14 protein-coding genes are annotated in these 15,300 nt (G+C 73.3%); 9 read left to right on the top strand and 5 right to left on the bottom strand.

The features are described 5' to 3' along the window. The first annotated feature begins 61 nt into the window (after nucleotides 1-61). The gene (locus FRAEUI1C_RS25315; protein WP_013426208.1) at nucleotides 62-1,078 is read left to right on the top strand and encodes an LLM class F420-dependent oxidoreductase; all 1,017 of its coding nucleotides are present in this window, start codon (nucleotides 62-64) and stop codon (nucleotides 1,076-1,078) included. 13 nt (nucleotides 1,079-1,091) lie between these two features. Here the strand turns inward: FRAEUI1C_RS25315 and FRAEUI1C_RS25310 are convergent, their stop codons facing one another. After that, nucleotides 1,092-2,063, bottom strand: a complete 972-nt coding sequence (locus FRAEUI1C_RS25310; protein ID WP_013426207.1) for a TIGR03619 family F420-dependent LLM class oxidoreductase — start codon at nucleotides 2,061-2,063, stop codon at nucleotides 1,092-1,094. Between the two features lie 138 nt (nucleotides 2,064-2,201). On the opposite strand from FRAEUI1C_RS25310, the gene FRAEUI1C_RS25305 reads away from it, so the two are divergent. From FRAEUI1C_RS25305 to FRAEUI1C_RS25285, 5 genes are all read left to right on the top strand, one after another. After that, nucleotides 2,202-3,146 (top strand): hypothetical protein, encoded by a 945-nt coding sequence (locus tag FRAEUI1C_RS25305; RefSeq protein WP_013426206.1) that lies wholly within the window; start codon nucleotides 2,202-2,204, stop codon nucleotides 3,144-3,146. A 271-nt stretch (nucleotides 3,147-3,417) separates the two neighbouring features. Further along, the gene (locus FRAEUI1C_RS25300; RefSeq protein ID WP_013426205.1) at nucleotides 3,418-4,644 is read left to right on the top strand and encodes a cytochrome P450; all 1,227 of its coding nucleotides are present in this window, start codon (nucleotides 3,418-3,420) and stop codon (nucleotides 4,642-4,644) included. 153 nt (nucleotides 4,645-4,797) lie between these two features. After that, the gene (locus FRAEUI1C_RS25295) at nucleotides 4,798-6,114 is read left to right on the top strand and encodes a hypothetical protein (protein WP_013426204.1); all 1,317 of its coding nucleotides are present in this window, start codon (nucleotides 4,798-4,800) and stop codon (nucleotides 6,112-6,114) included. A gap of 132 nt (nucleotides 6,115-6,246) precedes the next feature. Beyond that, on the top strand, nucleotides 6,247-6,537 hold the full coding sequence (locus FRAEUI1C_RS25290; RefSeq protein ID WP_232425547.1) for a type II toxin-antitoxin system Phd/YefM family antitoxin: 291 nt from the start codon (nucleotides 6,247-6,249) through the stop codon (nucleotides 6,535-6,537). Then, the gene (locus tag FRAEUI1C_RS25285; protein ID WP_013426202.1) at nucleotides 6,534-6,974 is read left to right on the top strand and encodes a type II toxin-antitoxin system VapC family toxin; all 441 of its coding nucleotides are present in this window, start codon (nucleotides 6,534-6,536) and stop codon (nucleotides 6,972-6,974) included. The genes FRAEUI1C_RS25290 and FRAEUI1C_RS25285 overlap by 4 nt, the downstream gene beginning before the upstream one ends. A 41-nt stretch (nucleotides 6,975-7,015) precedes the next feature. On the opposite strand, the gene FRAEUI1C_RS25280 is transcribed toward FRAEUI1C_RS25285, so the two are convergent. Beyond that, complete coding sequence (locus FRAEUI1C_RS25280; protein WP_198318629.1) at nucleotides 7,016-8,335, bottom strand: acyl-CoA dehydrogenase family protein; 1,320 nt, start codon at nucleotides 8,333-8,335, stop codon at nucleotides 7,016-7,018. 184 nt (nucleotides 8,336-8,519) lie between these two features. Between FRAEUI1C_RS25280 and add the strand changes: the two genes are divergently transcribed. Both add and FRAEUI1C_RS25270 read left to right on the top strand, forming a co-directional pair. Next, complete coding sequence (gene add, locus FRAEUI1C_RS25275; RefSeq protein WP_013426200.1) at nucleotides 8,520-9,590, top strand: adenosine deaminase; 1,071 nt, start codon at nucleotides 8,520-8,522, stop codon at nucleotides 9,588-9,590. After that, entirely contained in the window at nucleotides 9,587-11,473 is a 1,887-nt protein-coding gene (locus FRAEUI1C_RS25270; RefSeq protein WP_013426199.1) for an adenine deaminase C-terminal domain-containing protein, read from the top strand. The genes add and FRAEUI1C_RS25270 overlap by 4 nt, the downstream gene beginning before the upstream one ends. Here FRAEUI1C_RS25270 and FRAEUI1C_RS25265 read toward each other — a convergent pair. The 3 genes from FRAEUI1C_RS25265 to FRAEUI1C_RS25255 form a co-directional block, all read right to left on the bottom strand. Further along, a complete protein-coding gene (locus tag FRAEUI1C_RS25265; protein WP_013426198.1) occupies nucleotides 11,458-12,213 on the bottom strand; it encodes a sulfite exporter TauE/SafE family protein in 756 nt (251 codons plus the stop codon). The genes FRAEUI1C_RS25270 and FRAEUI1C_RS25265 overlap by 16 nt on opposite strands. A gap of 256 nt (nucleotides 12,214-12,469) precedes the next feature. Beyond that, nucleotides 12,470-12,784: a hypothetical protein gene (locus FRAEUI1C_RS25260; protein WP_013426197.1), complete on the bottom strand. Its 315-nt coding sequence runs from the start codon at nucleotides 12,782-12,784 to the stop codon at nucleotides 12,470-12,472. A 128-nt stretch (nucleotides 12,785-12,912) separates the two neighbouring features. Continuing rightward, nucleotides 12,913-13,980, bottom strand: a complete 1,068-nt coding sequence (locus FRAEUI1C_RS25255; RefSeq protein WP_013426196.1) for a Gfo/Idh/MocA family protein — start codon at nucleotides 13,978-13,980, stop codon at nucleotides 12,913-12,915. Between the two features lie 201 nt (nucleotides 13,981-14,181). Here FRAEUI1C_RS25255 and FRAEUI1C_RS25250 point away from each other — a divergent pair, with 201 nt between their 5' ends. Continuing rightward, nucleotides 14,182-15,297 (top strand): nitronate monooxygenase, encoded by a 1,116-nt coding sequence (locus FRAEUI1C_RS25250; protein ID WP_013426195.1) that lies wholly within the window; start codon nucleotides 14,182-14,184, stop codon nucleotides 15,295-15,297. Nucleotides 15,298-15,300: the final 3 nt, after the last annotated feature.

The raw sequence follows: 15,300 nt of genomic DNA, 5'->3' as shown, positions 1-15,300 counted from the left end.
CCGGCGCTGGGGTGATCGAAGCTGTGTGATCGAAGTCGTGTGATCGAAGCGAGGAGACGCGATGACCGCGGACCTGAAGTTGGGCCTCAACCTCGGCTACTGGCCGGCGAGCCCGCCGCCCGGCCAGCTGGAACTGGTGACGACGGCCGACGACTGCGGGTACGCCTCGCTGTGGACCGCGGAGGCGTGGGGCTCCGACGCCGTCAGCCCGCTGGCCTGGTATGGCGCCCACACGAAGCGGATCAAGCTCGCCACCGGCCTGATCCAGCTTTCGGCCCGCACCCCCGCGTGCACCGCGATGACGGTGGCCACGCTCGACCACCTCTCCGGCGGCCGGGTCATCCTCGGTCTCGGCGTCTCCGGGCCGCAGGTGGTCGAGGGCTGGTACGGCGTCCCGTTCCCGAAGCCGCTGGCGCGCACCCGCGAGTACGTCGACATCGTCCGCAAGGCGCTGGTCCGGGACGAACCGGTGACCGCCGACGGCCCGCACTACCCGCTGCCGTACCCGGGCGGTACCGGCCTGGGCAAGCCGCTGAAGATGATCCTGCATCCGCTGCGGCCCCAGGTGCCGATCTACCTGGGGGCTGAGGGGCCGCGCAACGTCGCGCTGGCGGCCGAGATCGCCGACGGCTGGGTGCCGATCTTCTACCACGCCGAGCGTGGCCCGAAGGCCTACGCCGACGCGCTGGCCGGGGCCCGGCCCGGCTTCGAGATCGCCTGCCCGGTGACGGTGTCCATCACCGACGACGTCTCCGCCGGCCTCCAGCTGGTCAAGTGGACCGTCGCGTTCTACATCGGCGGGATGGGCGCCCGGACGGTCAATTTCCACTACGACCTGATGGGCCGGCTGGGCTACGCCGACGAGGCCGCCGAGGTGCAGCGGCTCTTCCTCGCCGGCGACCGGGCCGCGGCCGCCGCGGCGGTCCCGGACGACCTCGCCGACGGCATCGCGCTGGTCGGCCCGCTCGCCCGCATCCGCGAGCGGCTGGCCCTGTGGCGCGACTCGCCGGTCACGACGCTCCTGGTCGGTGGCGTGCGCGACCCGGCCCAGCTGCGGGCGCTGGCCGAGCTGTTCTGAGCGCCAGGGGTTCTCAGGGGGCGAGCAGCGGCCCGACCTCGGCTCCGAAGGCGGCGACCTGGTCGACCAGCTCGGCCGGGGTGCGGCTGGGGAACCGGACCTGCAGGTGCGTGACGCCGAGCGCGGCGTACTCGCGCAGGTTCTCGGCCAGCCGCGCGGGCGCGCCGCTCACGCAGGGCCGGTCGACGTCCCAGCCGGGGTCGCCGACGTAGAGCCACTCGGTGACGGTGCCGATCGCGGCCGGCGCCTCGAGGCCGGCGGCGGCCCGCTCCTTGGCGAACAGCTCGACCAGCGGCCGCATCTCGCCGCGCGGCGTGCCCTGCGGCAGCCAGCCCTCGTAGCGGGCCGCCCGACGCACCGCCGCCGGCGAGGACCCGCCGACCCAGATCGGCGGCCGGGGCGACTGGACCGGCCGGGGCGCCTGCCCGAGGCTGCCGTCGAGCCCGAGGATCTCGCTGCCGGCCACGGTCGGGAACTCGTCGCGCAGTGCGGCGGCGACGCCCGCGAGCCCCGCGTCGAGCAGCCGGCCGCGCCGCGCGAAGTCCACGCCGAGGGCGGCGAACTCCTCGGGCACGTGCCCGGCGCCCGCGCCGAGGATCACCCGTCCGCCGGACAGGGCGTCCAGGGTCGCGAACGCCTTCGCGGTGAGCAGCGGATGCCGGTAGGTGATGTTGAAGACGTGCGAGAGCAGCCGGGTGCTGGTGGTCCGCGCGGCCAGCCAGCCGAGCGTGGCGACGGTGTCGTACCAGACGGTTCCCATCGCCGGGGCGAGCCGCTGGGGGATCGCGACGTGGTCGCAGACGCCGACGTAGTCGAAACCGGCCTCGTCCGCGGCGACGGCGACGGCGGCGAGCTCGGCCGGCCCGGCGGCCCGCTCCCATGGCTCGGCGAACAGCGTGCTCTGCGCCTGAACCGGCAGTTGCAGGCCGAAGGCGAGGGAACCGGGGGCGGGCAGGGGCGCCGGCTGCGGCGCGGTCGCGTTCACGGGGCCGGAGTGTAGAAGATTTTCTGACGGGTCGACAGATTCGCCCGGTCGTGGTGACCTACGCTTCCCGGGCCCACGACCTGGCCTGGCCGGCGGCCGTCCGCCGGACCCCTGGGTGATCTTCACGAAGGAGCCGCCATGACGACGACCAGCGAGCCGGGCCGGACGACGGGCCAGCCCGAGGACCAGCCGGGTCCGGTGGCCTGGGCCGAGCCCGACCAGGCCTACACGGATCTGGCCGCCGTCGGCCCGTACTCGGTGGAGATCGGCTCGGCGCTGATCACGATGGTCGAGCCGCGGCCGGGCCACGAGCATGCCTACAACCGCTGGTACGAGGACGACCACTTCTTCGCGGGCGCCATGGCGATGCCGTGGATGTTCACCGGCCGCCGCTGGGTCGCCACCCGGGAGCTGCAGCTGCTGCGCCGGCCGCACGACTCGGTGATCGCCCAGCCGGTCACGCTGGGCTGTTACCTCGCGACCTACTGGATCACGAAGGGCCGCCAGGAGGACCACATGCGCTGGACGGTGGCCACCAACCAGCGGCTGCTCCCGGACGGCCGGGTCTACCTGGACCGCGACCACGTGTTCACGGCGTTCCAGCGCTACCTGGGGGTCAGCTACCGGGACGTGCCGGCGCCGGGGCAGCCAGCCCAGCCACGGGACATCCACGCGCTGGAGTACCCGTACCAGGGCCTGGTGGTCGAGGTCATCGACGCGCCGGCCGACTCCGCGGCCGTCAGCGAGGGGGGCGACGGCACCGGGGTGGCCCGGGTCCTGGACTGGCTGCGGACCGAGCGAGCGCCCCGGGTGCTCGGGGCGTCGGGGGCCGCGATGGGCCTGTACTTCACACCGCTGCCGCTGCCGGACAACCGGATGTCCTACGTCAAGCAGGTGGAAGGCCTCGGCCGGCGGGTCACCGCGCTGTGGTTCCTGGAGACGGACCCCCGGCAGGTGTGGGAGGGCGCCTTCGCCCGGGCGGGTGAGGAGGCCGAGCGGGGCGGCGCCGGGCGGCTGGAGCTCGTCGCGCCGTTCATCCCGACCCTGCCGGGCACCGACACCCACGTCGACGAGCTGCGCTGAGCGTCCGTTGGCGGCTTTACAAAGTTGCTCTGCACTGACAGGGCTGTAGCAGGTCGGAGAACTTTACAAACTTGCCCTCCACTGGAAGGCCCGTAGGGCTTGCAATCTGACGACGGCTCAGGTGTCATGACAAGTGAGAACGTGTTCTAGTGATGGCCATGGGGGCGGGCGGCAGCGCCAGAGTCGGCCGTCACGGGCGCCGCCCGCACGGGGCGCGTTCCCGCTTACCCGTCGTTCGGCGTACCGGTCGCCGCCGCACCCGGAGGTCCCCATGGCAGGTCAGATCAGCCTCGACAGCATCGACATCTACGACCCGGAGCTGTACGTCAAGGGCCTCCCGCACGACCAGTTCGCGGTGCTGCGGACCGAGGCCCCCGTCTTCCGTCACCCGGACTTCGAGCAGCCGAACGGGTTCTGGTCGGTCACCCGGCACGCGGACGTCACCTTCGTCTCGCGCAACCCGGAGATCTTCTCGTCCTACCGGCAGACCTGCTTCCTCAACGAGCAGACGCCGACGTCGCTGGCCGAGCAGCAGATGATGATGGTCAACCTGGACCCGCCGGACCACACCCGGCTGCGCAGCCTGCTCAACCGCGGCTTCACACCGCGGTCGGCCGCCCGGATGGCCGAGAAGATCGAGCAGGCCTGCGAGATCATCGTGGACAAGGCGTTAGCCACGGGCTCCGGCGACTTCGTCACGATGTGCGCGGCCGAGCTGCCGCTCGTCGTCATCGCGGAGCTGATGGGGGTCCCGAACGCGGACCGTTACAAGATCTTCGAATGGTCGAACCGGATGCTCTCGGCCGACGACCCGGAGCTGGCCCCGGCCCCCGACGAGGGGATGCAGGCCGCGGTGGAGGCCTACGCCTACGCCAACGAGCTCGGTGCCGCCAAGCGGGCCTGCCCGGTCGACGACATCGTCAGCAGACTCGTGGTGCCGGATGAGAACGGCCGGGAGCTCTCCGAGCTGGAGTTCGACCTGTTCTTCATCCTGCTGATCGTCGCCGGCAACGAGACGACTCGCAACGCCATCTCCGGCGGCATGCAGGCGATGATCGAGAACCCGGACCAGTGGGAGCGGCTGCGCGCCGACCCGGCCGGGCTCGCCCGCAAGGCGGCCGACGAGATGGTCCGCTGGGTCAGCCCGGTGATGGCCTTCCGGCGCACCGCCACCCGCGACGTCGAGCTCGGCGGCCAGCTGATCCGGGAGAACGACAAGATCCTCATGTACTACACGGCGGCCAACTTCGACGAGACGGTGTTCGAGAACCCGCACACGTTCGACGTCGGCCGGGACCCGAACCCGCACGTGGGCTTCGGCGGTGGCGGCCCGCACTTCTGCCTCGGCCGCCACCTCGCGCTGCTGGAGATCGAGATCATGTACCGGACCCTGGCCCGTCGCGTCGCCCGGGTCGAGGCGACCGCCGCGCCGCGCCGGCTGCGCTCGAACTTCATCAACGGCATCAAGGAGATGCAGGTCCGGCTCGTCCCGGCCTGACTCGTCCCGGCCTGATCGCAGGTGTCGCCGCAGGTCCGGCCGGTAACCGGGTGAGACCGGTCCGTCCGGGACTGTCGCCGACGGGGCGGTCGGTGACCGCACGGGGTCGACAATGAACGAAACGCCGGTCGCTTTCTGTGTCAACATCGCGACATGAGGACGCTCGGCGACGTGTTGGCCGCGATGGTCACCTGCGGCGAGCGGTGGCCCTCCGTCCACGCCGAGCTCGTGCACCGGTACGACCCCGGCGCGGCGGCGGACGCCCGCCGCTCGCAACAGGTACGTGACCTGGACGGCCAGGGCGCCGGCGACGGCGCTGGGTTGCCGCCCGGTCCTGGCCCGGTCGTCGCCCCGCCGATCCCCGCGTTCGGCTTCGTGCCGGTGCCGGCGGCGCCCGCTCCGGGTGAGGACGCGACCGATCCGGTGGTGCGCCGAGGCCGGCTGCTCGCCGGTGACGGGATGCTGCGGGTCGAATGGCCGGACGAGGACGAGGTCACCGTCGTGCACGGAGAGCTGTGGCGACGGCGGCGCGGCGAGGAGATCAGCGGAACCGGCACCGTCGGCGCGGCCTCGGCCAGGCCGGGCTCACCGCGCCGGCCCGGTGTCGTCGTGCGGGAGCAGCTGCTCGTGCGGCCCTGGCTGCTGCTGGCCTGGCTGCGGCCCCGGCTCACGGCGTCGGTCCAGGTCGGAGGCCGTGCGTCGACCCGGCTGTCCGCCGTGCCGCGGCCCGGCGCTCGTCCGCCCGTCCTCTCGGGCCTGGCCGACGGGGCGCAGCGCTTCGACCTGGTCGTCGACGATGAGACCGGCGTCGTCGTCGAGCTCGCCGCGTTCTTCCGCGGCCGGCTCATCGAGCGCGTCGCGCTGCGCCGGCTCACCGTCGGCGACACGGCCGATCCCCGCCTGTTCGACCTGGCCGCCCTCGACCTGGGCGCGGCCGGCCGGCCCGAGGCCCCGCGGCCTCCCGCCGGCGGATCGTCCAGTGAGGCCGGACCGGCGGAACCGAGGTCCCCCGGGCCGCCCAGCCAGGCGGTGCTCGTCCCCTCCCGAGCCGGCGCGGAGCCGGTGGGCGTGGGGGAGTCTGCCGTCGGCGAGCCCGCGGTCCCGGCCCGCCCGCGCCCGCTCGCCGAGCTGGCCGGCGAGGTGGACTTCCGGCTGTGCGTGCCGGTCGGGCGGGCCTTCGTCGGCCGGATCGAACGGCGGCCGGAGGGAGCCGTCGTGGTCGCCTTCCCGGCGGCCAACAACGGCGAACTGCTCACGGTGAGCCAGTCCGCCGGCGCCGGGATCGCCGACACCGCGGGCTGGGAACGGATCAGGCTGCCGGACGGCACCCCCGCCAGCTGGTGGCCGCCGGACGGACTGCTGCTCCAAGGGCACCTCGTCTTCGACCGAGCCGACACCCGCATCTGGGTCCGCGGCGTCGACCGCCACGCCATGACCGCCCTCGCCCTCTCCCTGCACCCCGTCCGCTGACCGTCGCACAGGCCCCGCATGTCCGTTTGACCCCGATCCGATCAGGGCGCAGAGTTGCCTCCGACAGGGTCTGAGTCAGCAGTGATGGCTCGGGTAGAAACGGCTGGACAAGAGGAGGCTCATGTGGCCACAATGATCTATGTTGATGTAGCCACATTGGAGGCTCCGGTGGATGTCGGTATCCGCGACCTGCGCGACAACCTCAGCCGTCACCTCGCCGAGGTGCGCGCGGGCCGCACGCTGACCATCACCGATCACGGCCGGGCCATCGCCCGTCTGGTGCCTGTCGCAAAGCCCACCCGGCTCGAACAGCTGATCGCCGAGGGAGTGGTTGAACCCGCCCGGTCGCGCACCCGGACGAGCCCCAGACCGGTCGAGGCGGATGGCATCGTCAGCGATCTCGTCAGCGAGCAGCGTGGATGATCTGCTATTTCGACACGTCCGCGTTTGTTCCGTTGCTGGTCGACGAGCCAGGCTCGGCCACGGCGATTCGGATCTGGGACGCGGCTGACCGGGTGGTGTCGTCGAGGTTGCTCCACGTCGAGGCCGCCGCCGCGCTCGCGCAGGCGAATCGGCTCGGGAAGCTGAGCGGGTCCGCCCACCAGGCGGCGCTGTTGCGCCTGAACGACATCTACGCCGAGTTCGACCTGCTGCCCATCACCGACGGGCTCGTGTCGAGGGCGGCGACGCTCGCTAGACAACTGGCGTTGCGCGCTTTCGACGCCATGCACTGCGCGGCCGCGCAGCTCCTGGCCTCCGATGATCTCGTGGTGGCCAGTGGCGACAGGAAGCTCCTCGCCGCCTGCCGAACGCTGGGCCTGGCGACAGCGAACACGGGCCTCAAGGTCGGATCAAGGTGACGCGATCTCCGACCACCGGGATCAGGGCGTGGTCACGTCGGTCAGGTGTAGACGCCGGGCTCGGGGGGCTGGCCGGTGAGGAGGTACTGGCCTAGTTCGGCGTGCTTCCAGTCGACGGGGTCGTGCAGGGAGAGGGTGCGGGCGTTGCGCCAGTAACGGTCGAGGCCGTGGCCGCTGGACGTCGAGCGGGTGCCCATCAGGGCGTAGATCTCGCTGGTGGCACGGACGGCGGCTCGGGAGGCGGCCGCCTTGGCCGCGTAGATCGGGATGGCCAGCGTCGTGCGGTCCAGTTCGCCGCGTTCGAAGGCGTCGAGGAGGTCGCCGGTGGCCAGCGTCAGCGCGTAGGCGGCGGCGAGGTCGGTGGCCAGCTCGCCGGTGAGGCGGCGCACCATCGGGTCGTCGGCGGCCCGCGCCACGCCGGCGGTCACCCAGGGCCGGGCGCTCTCGGCGACGAACCCACTCGCGGCCTTCACCCCGCCGAGGCCGATGCCGAGCAGCGCGGCGGCGAAACCGGCCTGGTAGCGCAGCGAGTTCTGCGGCAGCGGCGCCCGGCCGGGAACGCTGCCCACCAGGTCCGGGTCGACGGTGACGTCGGCGAAGGTGATCGTGCCGCTGTCGGTGGCCCGCTGGCCCAGCGCGTCCCAGTCGCGGTGGACGGTCAGGCCAGGGGTGCCGGCGGGGACGAGGGTCAGCGCGAAGCCGAGGAACGGGTCGCCGGCGCCGGCGACGGGGTCGAACGCCCAGGTCGCGACGTAGTCGGCCTCGGCGGCGCCGGTGGTGTAGATCTTCGTGCCGTTGATCACCCGGCGGCCGTCGTCGGCGGTCGTGACGACGGTCTTCCACGGGTCAGCGGCGGTCCTGCCCGACTCGGCGACCGCGAGGCCGAGCAGCTTTCCCGCCAGGAGCTCACCGGCGAGCCACGGGCGCACCGCCTCCGGGCAGTAGACGAGGATCTCCCTGGTCAGCTCGTCGTGAACCTTCCAGACCTGCGCCACGGCGCTGTCGACGGCGGCCAGCCGGACCAGTGCCTCCAGGAAGAACCGATGCGAGACGCCCGGCCCGCCGAGGTCCACCGGGACACTGACCGCGGTGAGGCCGGCGGCACGCAGGGCGGCCATGCTCTCCGTGGGGTAGCGCCCGGCCGCGTCGTTCGCGGCGGCGAGCGGCGCCAGCTCGGTCTCGGCCACCAGGTCGAGCCTGGCGAGCAGCGACGCCTCCGTGGGAGTCCACCGCTGGGCGGGCAGCAACGCGCCGAGCAGCCCGGCAGGCGCCGAGGTCCCGGCCCCGGCCTGTGCCTCGGCTTCGGCGCTCGCCGTGGTGGCGGTGCTGGTCAGGAGCCCGTCGGCGGGTGTGTCCGTCATGACGGGCATTCTGGGCCGACCGGCGTCGGCGGCTCACGACCGGACCCTGAGCGTTTCAGGACAGGCCCTCATGGCGTTGCCGCACCGTTGCCGCAACCGGCGGGCGAGCTGCGGGTATGACCGTTGCGTAACGTCTTCGCCCGCGCGTTGACAGGGCCACGGCGCCATCCCAAGGCTCACGGACGTGACTCTGGAGACCGCTGGTCCGGCCATCGACGAGACGCTGGTCAGGGCGCTGCCGAAGGCCGAGGTCCACGTCCATCTGGAGGGGTGCTTCGACCTCGCCGACCTGCTGGAGCTGGCCAGGGCCGCCGATGAACCGCTGCCTGGCCCGGCCGCCACGCTCTTCGACGTCGACACCCACGACGTGCCAGGTGGCGCCCCGGGCGCCCTCTCCGCGTTCCTGCGGTTCCTGGACTGGGAGGGTGGGCTGGTCCGGACGCCGGAGCAGGCCGCTCGCGCGGCCTACCGGTTCGCGGCCCGGGAGAGCGCCTCCGGCGTCCGGTATGCCGACGTGATCATCAACCCGACCCACTGGGGTGCCTGGCACGGCCGGCTTGGCGCGCTGTTCGCCGCGTTCGCCGCCGGTCTCGACGAGGCGGAGCAGGACGGCCTGTGCGTCGTGAACCTGTGCGCGTCGCTGCTGCGGCAGCAGTCCCCGGCCGAGGCGGCCGAGCTGGTCGACTGGATCGTCGAGGCCCGCCCGCCGCGGCTGGTGGCGCTCTCGATCGACGGCGACGAGCGGGCCGCCGGGCGCACCGGCCCACGGTTCGCCGAGGCCTTCGGCCGCGCGGCGGACGCGGGCCTGCGCCGGACCGTCCACGCCGGCGAGTCCTCCGGCCCGCAGGGTGTCTGGGACGCGCTCGACCTGCTGCGAGCCGAGCGGATCGACCACGGGGTCCGCGCCGCCGAGGATCCGACGCTGCTGCGCCGCCTCGCCGACTCCCAGGTGCCGCTCGGGGTCTGCCCGCGCTCGAACCTGGCGCTCGGGCTCTACCCCGACCGGGCGAGCCATCCGCTGCCCGCCCTGCGCGCCGCCGGCGTCGCGGTCACGGTCAACACCGACGATCCGGCGGCGATGGGCTACCGGCTGGAGTCCGAGTGGGTGGCCTGCGCGGACGCCTACGGCTGGGGCCTGGCGGACCTCGCCGGCCTCGCCCGCGCGTCGATCGCCGCCAGCTTCGCGCCACCCGAGCTCCAGGCCGCGCTGCTGGCCGACGTGGATCGTTTCGTCGCCGGCCGGACCCGGTCATGAGCGGCCAGCCGCGGCCCGAGCTGCTGCCGACCGTCGACGAGCTGATGCTGGCCCGCCGGGTCGCGACAGGCGCGGCGCCGGCCGATCTGATCGTGCGCGGCGGCCGGGTCCTCGCCGTGCACACCGGCGAGCTGCTCGAACGCGACGTCGTCGTCTCCGGCCGCCACATCGCCGCCGTCACGCCGCTCGGACGGATGAGCGCCGGCCCGGACACCGTCGAGCTCGACGCGGCCGGCCTGCACGTCGTCCCGACCTTCATCGACGCGCACCTGCACATCGAGTACACGATGCTCACCCCGGGCGAGCTCGCCCGCCTCACGGTCCCGCGCGGCACGGTCTGCGTGCTCACCGACCCGGACTGCATGGCCAACGTCGCCGGAACCGCCGGCATGGACGTCATGCGCACGACCGGCACGCCGCTGCGGATCTTCGAGCAGGTCTCGCCGACGACGCCGGTCGTCCCAGGGCTGGAACGCGGCGGCGCGGTCATCCCCGAGGCAGCGGTGCTCGAACGGCTGGCGGAGCCGACGTCGGTGACGCTCGGCGAGTCCAGCCCGTTCGACGAGAGCCGGGTCGCGGCCGAGCGCTACCTCACGGCGCTGCGCCACGGCCGGCGGATCACCGGGCACACCGCGCGCCTCTCCGGCGAGCCACTGTGGTCGTACCTTGCCGCCGGGGTCGGCGACGACCACAACGCGGCCACCGCCGACGAGGCGCTGGAGCGGATCCGCCTGGGCGCGATGCTGACGTTGATGGCCGGTTCGATGAACGACAACACCGCCGCCGTGTTCGCCGACCTCGACCGGGTCCGGCCGGCCTTCGGGCACATCTGCTTCTGCGCCGACGACAAGCACGTCCTGGACCTGGCGACCGAGGGCCACATCGACCATCACGTCCGCGCCGCGATCGCCGCCGGTGTGCCGGTCGCGGACGCCTACCGGATGGCCAGCTGGAACGCGGCCCTGTACTACAGGATCGACCAGCTGGTCGGCGCGGTCATCCCGGCCCGGCTCGCCGACCTGGCGATCATCGGCGACCTGGCCGCCGTCCGCCCGGACCTGGTTGTCGTCGGCGGCGAGGTGGTCGCCGAGAACGGCCGGGCGCTGTTCGCCAACACCGACGAGATTCCCGCCTGGACTCGCGAGACGGTCCGGATCGCCGACGACTTCGGCCCGGACCGGCTAGCCGTGGCGGCCCGGGACCCGGCGGCGCGGACGGCCTGGGTGCAGGCGATGGAGATGTACGACGGCTACTTCAAGCGGGCGTTCCACGTCGAGCTGCCGGTCGTCGACGGCCTGGTCCAGCCGGATGTCGAGCGTGACGTCCTGAAGATCGCGGTGGTCGACCGCCACCACGGCGACGGGCTGACCGGGGTCGGGTTCGTGCGCGGCTTCACGCTGCGGTCCGGGGCGCTGGCGATCTCGACGAACTGCACCAACGCCAACGTCGTGGCCGTCGGCACGAGCGACGCCGACCTGGTCGCGGCGGTCCTGGCCCTGCGCGAGCTGGGCGGTGGGTTCGTCGCCGTGGCGGACGGCGCGGTGCTCGCCGCGGTCGCGCTCCCGGTCGGCGGGCTGATGAGCGACGCCCCGTTCGAGCGGACCCGGGACGCGCTCGCCGCCGCGCAGGACGCGGCGGTGGCGCTCGGGTGCGCCATCCGTTCGCCGTATCTGGTGCTGTCGTTCGTCGGCCTGGCCGTCGTCCCGGATCTGGGGCTGACCGAGCTGGGCCTGGTGGACGCGGGCGCGCAGCGGTTCACCGACGTCGTCCTCGACGTTCGCGAGAGCGGTGTGACCTGCCGTTGCCCCAGCCACGGCTACCCGGTCCACGCGCTGATGGACCCGAGCACCGGCGACGGCGGGCTCGGTCAGCGGGCGCCGTAGGCGTCGAGGCCGAGCCAGACCGCGAGGCCGAGCGCGGCGACGGCGACCAGCAGGCGGATCACGGTGGCCGGGGCGACCCGCACGATCGCGGGCCCGGCGTAGCCGCCGGCGAGCAGGCCGACGGCGAGTGGGCCGGCCGCGGCCCAGTGCACCGGGCCGGAGAAGGCAAAGATGATCGTGGCGAGCAGGTTCGCGAAGCCCGACGAGACGGTCTTGACCGCGTTGACCCGGGCCAGCGGCTCCGGCAGCGTCAGCGCGAGGACGGCAAGCATCGCGACCCCGCCACCCGCGCCGAAGTAGCCGAGATAGACCCCGACCCCGAGCACCGCCAGCCGGATCGGCGGGCCATGCTCGTCCAGCGTGCCGGTGCCCCGGCGCACCAGGCGCGGCTGCAGCGCCAGCAGCACCCCGGCGGCCGCGATCAGCCACGGCACCGCCAGCCGGAACGCGCCGGGCGGGGTGGTCAGCAGCAGCACGGCACCGGCCGAGCCACCGACGAGGGTCAGCGCCCCGAACCGCAGGACCCGTGGGGCCTGTCCGACGAGCTCGGGCCGTGAGCCGCCGACCGCGCCGAGCGCGATGCACACCAGGGCCACGGTGTTGGTGACGTTGGCGTCCAGCGGCGGCAGCCCGACCGCGAGCAGTGCCGGGTAGGAGACCAGCGAGGCGAGCCCGACCGTCCCGGTGATCCCCGCGAGCACCCCGGCGATGACGAGAAACACCAGGTCGGCGCCGCTCACCGCCGGCCAGCCGGCACCGCGTCCGCCCCGGACCTGGGTAACCGGGACGCTCGCACCGGGCGACGCTATCCAGCCCGATCCAGGTCATAGTCACCCCAGCCCGCGATGTGACCAAGGAGTCCGCCGAGCCGCCAGTTCATGATCGCCGCTTTGGCCCTGGGATGGTCGTGTCGAGGACGTTTCTGCAACCACCCCAGGGCCAAAACGGAGATCATGGCGGGTCGAGCTGGCTGGGCTCGGAGGTCCGGCCGTGGGCTTAGGGGACGCGGGTGTCGTGGTGCGCGTGGGCGAAGCCGCGCTCGGCGTCGGTCAGGTCCTCGTCGCGGACCGGCGCGACGAGCGACCAGTGCCGCCCGACCGGGCAGTACTGGAGCCGGTACCAGCCGAGGCGGATCGACTTGAACGAGCCGCCGGGGATCCACACCGTCGTGAACAGATGCCCGTCGCGACAGCGGACCACCGTCTGACCGCCGACGTTGTAGCCACGACGGCGGGCGACGACCGTCCCGACGACGATGACCGCGAGGACGACGAGGATTGGCACCAGCCGGACGATGTTCTGGTCCCGCATCACCGCTCACCTTCCCGAGGCGCCCGGCGGCGCCCGTCCACCGTCGAAACCCGCTCGACGTCAGCTCCAGCATGCTCCTGAACCCCGCCCGGCGTGACCGGTCGGGAGACCCTGGCGCCGGCCGTCGGTCAAATGCTTGTCCCGGACCGGACTGACGGCTCGGCCTGCTCGTCGTCCGGGTAGTGGACGCCGACGGCGACGCGGATGGCGTCCAGGGTCTCGGCGATCTGGACGCTTTCGGACAGCGGCATGACGTCGCTTTCGAGGTGGCCGGCCCGCAGCCGGTCGTGGATGTGCCGGACCTGGTAGTGCAGCCCGATGCCGGCCAGTGGCGTGTCGATCCGGCGCGGCGGAACCGGCTCGGCGTCGTCCGCGCCGATCCTGCTCGGCGCCGCGGGGCCGTGGACGATGACGGTCTCCGGCGCCCACATCGAGCTGGGCAGCTCGATCGAGCCAAGGGTGCCGACGATCCGGGCCGCGCCCGGCAGGTCGGCCCGCAGCGAGGACGTCGCGACGGCGAGGGCGCCACCGGCGTACCGCAGCACGGCGACGACATGCTCGTCGACGCCGGTCGCGCCCAGCACCCCGCTCGCGGTCACCGCGACGGGCGTGCCGAGCAGCAGGTGCGCGAACTGGACCGGGTAGATGCCGATGTCCAGCACGCTGCCGCCGGCCAGGTCCGGGTTGAACAGCCGGTGGGCCGGGTCGAAGTCGGCCCGGAAGCCGAACTCGGCCTCGACGAGCAGCAGCTCGCCGATCTCCCCGGCGTCGAGGACCGCCCGCATCGCCCGGTAGCCCGGGGTGAACCGGCTCCAGACGGCCTCCATCAGGAACCGACCGGCCTCGCGTGCGGCGGCGGCCATCGCGCGGGCCTGGGCCGCGTTCACGGCGAGCGGCTTCTCGCACAGCACGTGCTTGCCGGCCCCGAGGAACTGCAGCGTGTGGGCCAGGTGCCCGGTGTGCGGCGAGGCCACGTAGACGACGTCGACCTCGGGGTCGTCGGCCAGCGCCGCGTACGAGGCGTGCCGGCGCGGCACTCCGAGCTCGGCGCCGAACGCCTCGGCGCCGGCCGCGGCCCGCGAGCCCACGGCGACCAGCTCCGCGTCCTCGACGAGGGCCAGGTCGCGGGCGAAGTCCCGCGCGATCATTCCCGTGCCGGCAATGCCCCACCGGATCCGCTCTGTCACGTGAGCCATCCTGCTCCGCGTCGGCGTCCAGTAGCGGCCACGGCAGGAACGGGCAGTCGCGAAAAAACTAGAACGGGTTTCATTTGAGGGCGAAAGATGCTTGTATGCCCTCACTACCCGGCCACCGGGGCACGGCCGCTGACGCGGTTGCCGGCGCCCGCGCGCCCCGGCGCCGCTCATCCCCGGAGACATCCACCGAGAGGGATCGTGGTGCGAACACCCATCTGTGACCGGCTCGGCATCGAGTTCCCGATCTTCGCGTTCTCGCACTGCCGGGACGTCGTGGCGGCCGTCAGCCGCGCCGGCGGGTTCGGGGTGCTCGGCGCGCTGGCGTTCAACGCCGAGGAGCTCGAGGTCGAGCTGTCCTGGATCGACGACCACGTCGACGGCAAGCCGTACGGGGTCGACATCGTCATGCCGAACGCCTACATGGGCAAGGGCGAGGGCCTCACCCGGGAGAAGATCTCGGGCCTGGTGCCGCCGGAGTACCGGACGTTCGTCGACGGCGTCCTCGCCGAGTACGGCGTCCCCCCGCTGCCGGACGAGGCCGAGGACGGCCGGGACATCAAGGCCGCCGGGCTCGCCGTCGACCTGGAGGGCCCCGGCCAGGTCGAGGTCGCGCTCAAGCACCCGACCCGGATGCTCGTCAACGCGCTGGGCCCGCCGCCGAAGGAGGTCGTCGACCGGGCCCACGAGCACGGCATCCTGGTCGGCGCGCTGGTCGGCAGCCCCCGGCACGCGGTCAAGCAGGTCGAGCAGGGCGTCGACATCATCGTCGCCCAGGGCACCGAGGCCGGCGGGCACACCGGCGAGATCGCGACGATGGTGCTCATCCCGGACGTCGTCGACGCGGTCGGACCGGACGTGCCCGTGCTCGCGGCCGGCGGCATCGGCTCGGGCCGGCAGATGGCCGCGGCGCTCGCGCTGGGCGCCCAGGGCGCCTGGACCGGCTCGATCTGGCTCACGGTCGCCGAGGCGGACACCAACCCGGTCGTCGTCGACAACCTGCTGCGGGCGGGCTCACGGGACACCGTCCGGTCGCGCTCGATGACCGGCAAGCCGGCCCGCCTGCTGCGCAACGCCTGGACCGACGCCTGGGAGCGGCCGGACGCGCCGAAGACGCTGCCGATGCCGCTGCAGGGAGTCGTCTGGGCCGAGGCGGCCCGCCGGTTCACCCGGGCCGGGACGCCCGAGCTCAACGGCTTCCCGGTCGGGCAGATCGTCGGGCGGATGAACGCGCGCCGGCCCGCGGGCGAGGTGGTGCACGGCCTCGTCGAGGAATGGATCGCGACCACCCAGCGCCTGTCCGGCCTGATCGAGGACTGAGCC

The sequence above is a fragment of the Pseudofrankia inefficax genome, from assembly GCF_000166135.1.
GTDB classification, from domain to species: domain Bacteria; phylum Actinomycetota; class Actinomycetes; order Frankiales; family Frankiaceae; genus Pseudofrankia; species Pseudofrankia inefficax.
The sequence above is the reverse complement of the archived record's forward strand: the minus strand, read 5'-3'. Positions and strand labels throughout refer to the sequence as shown.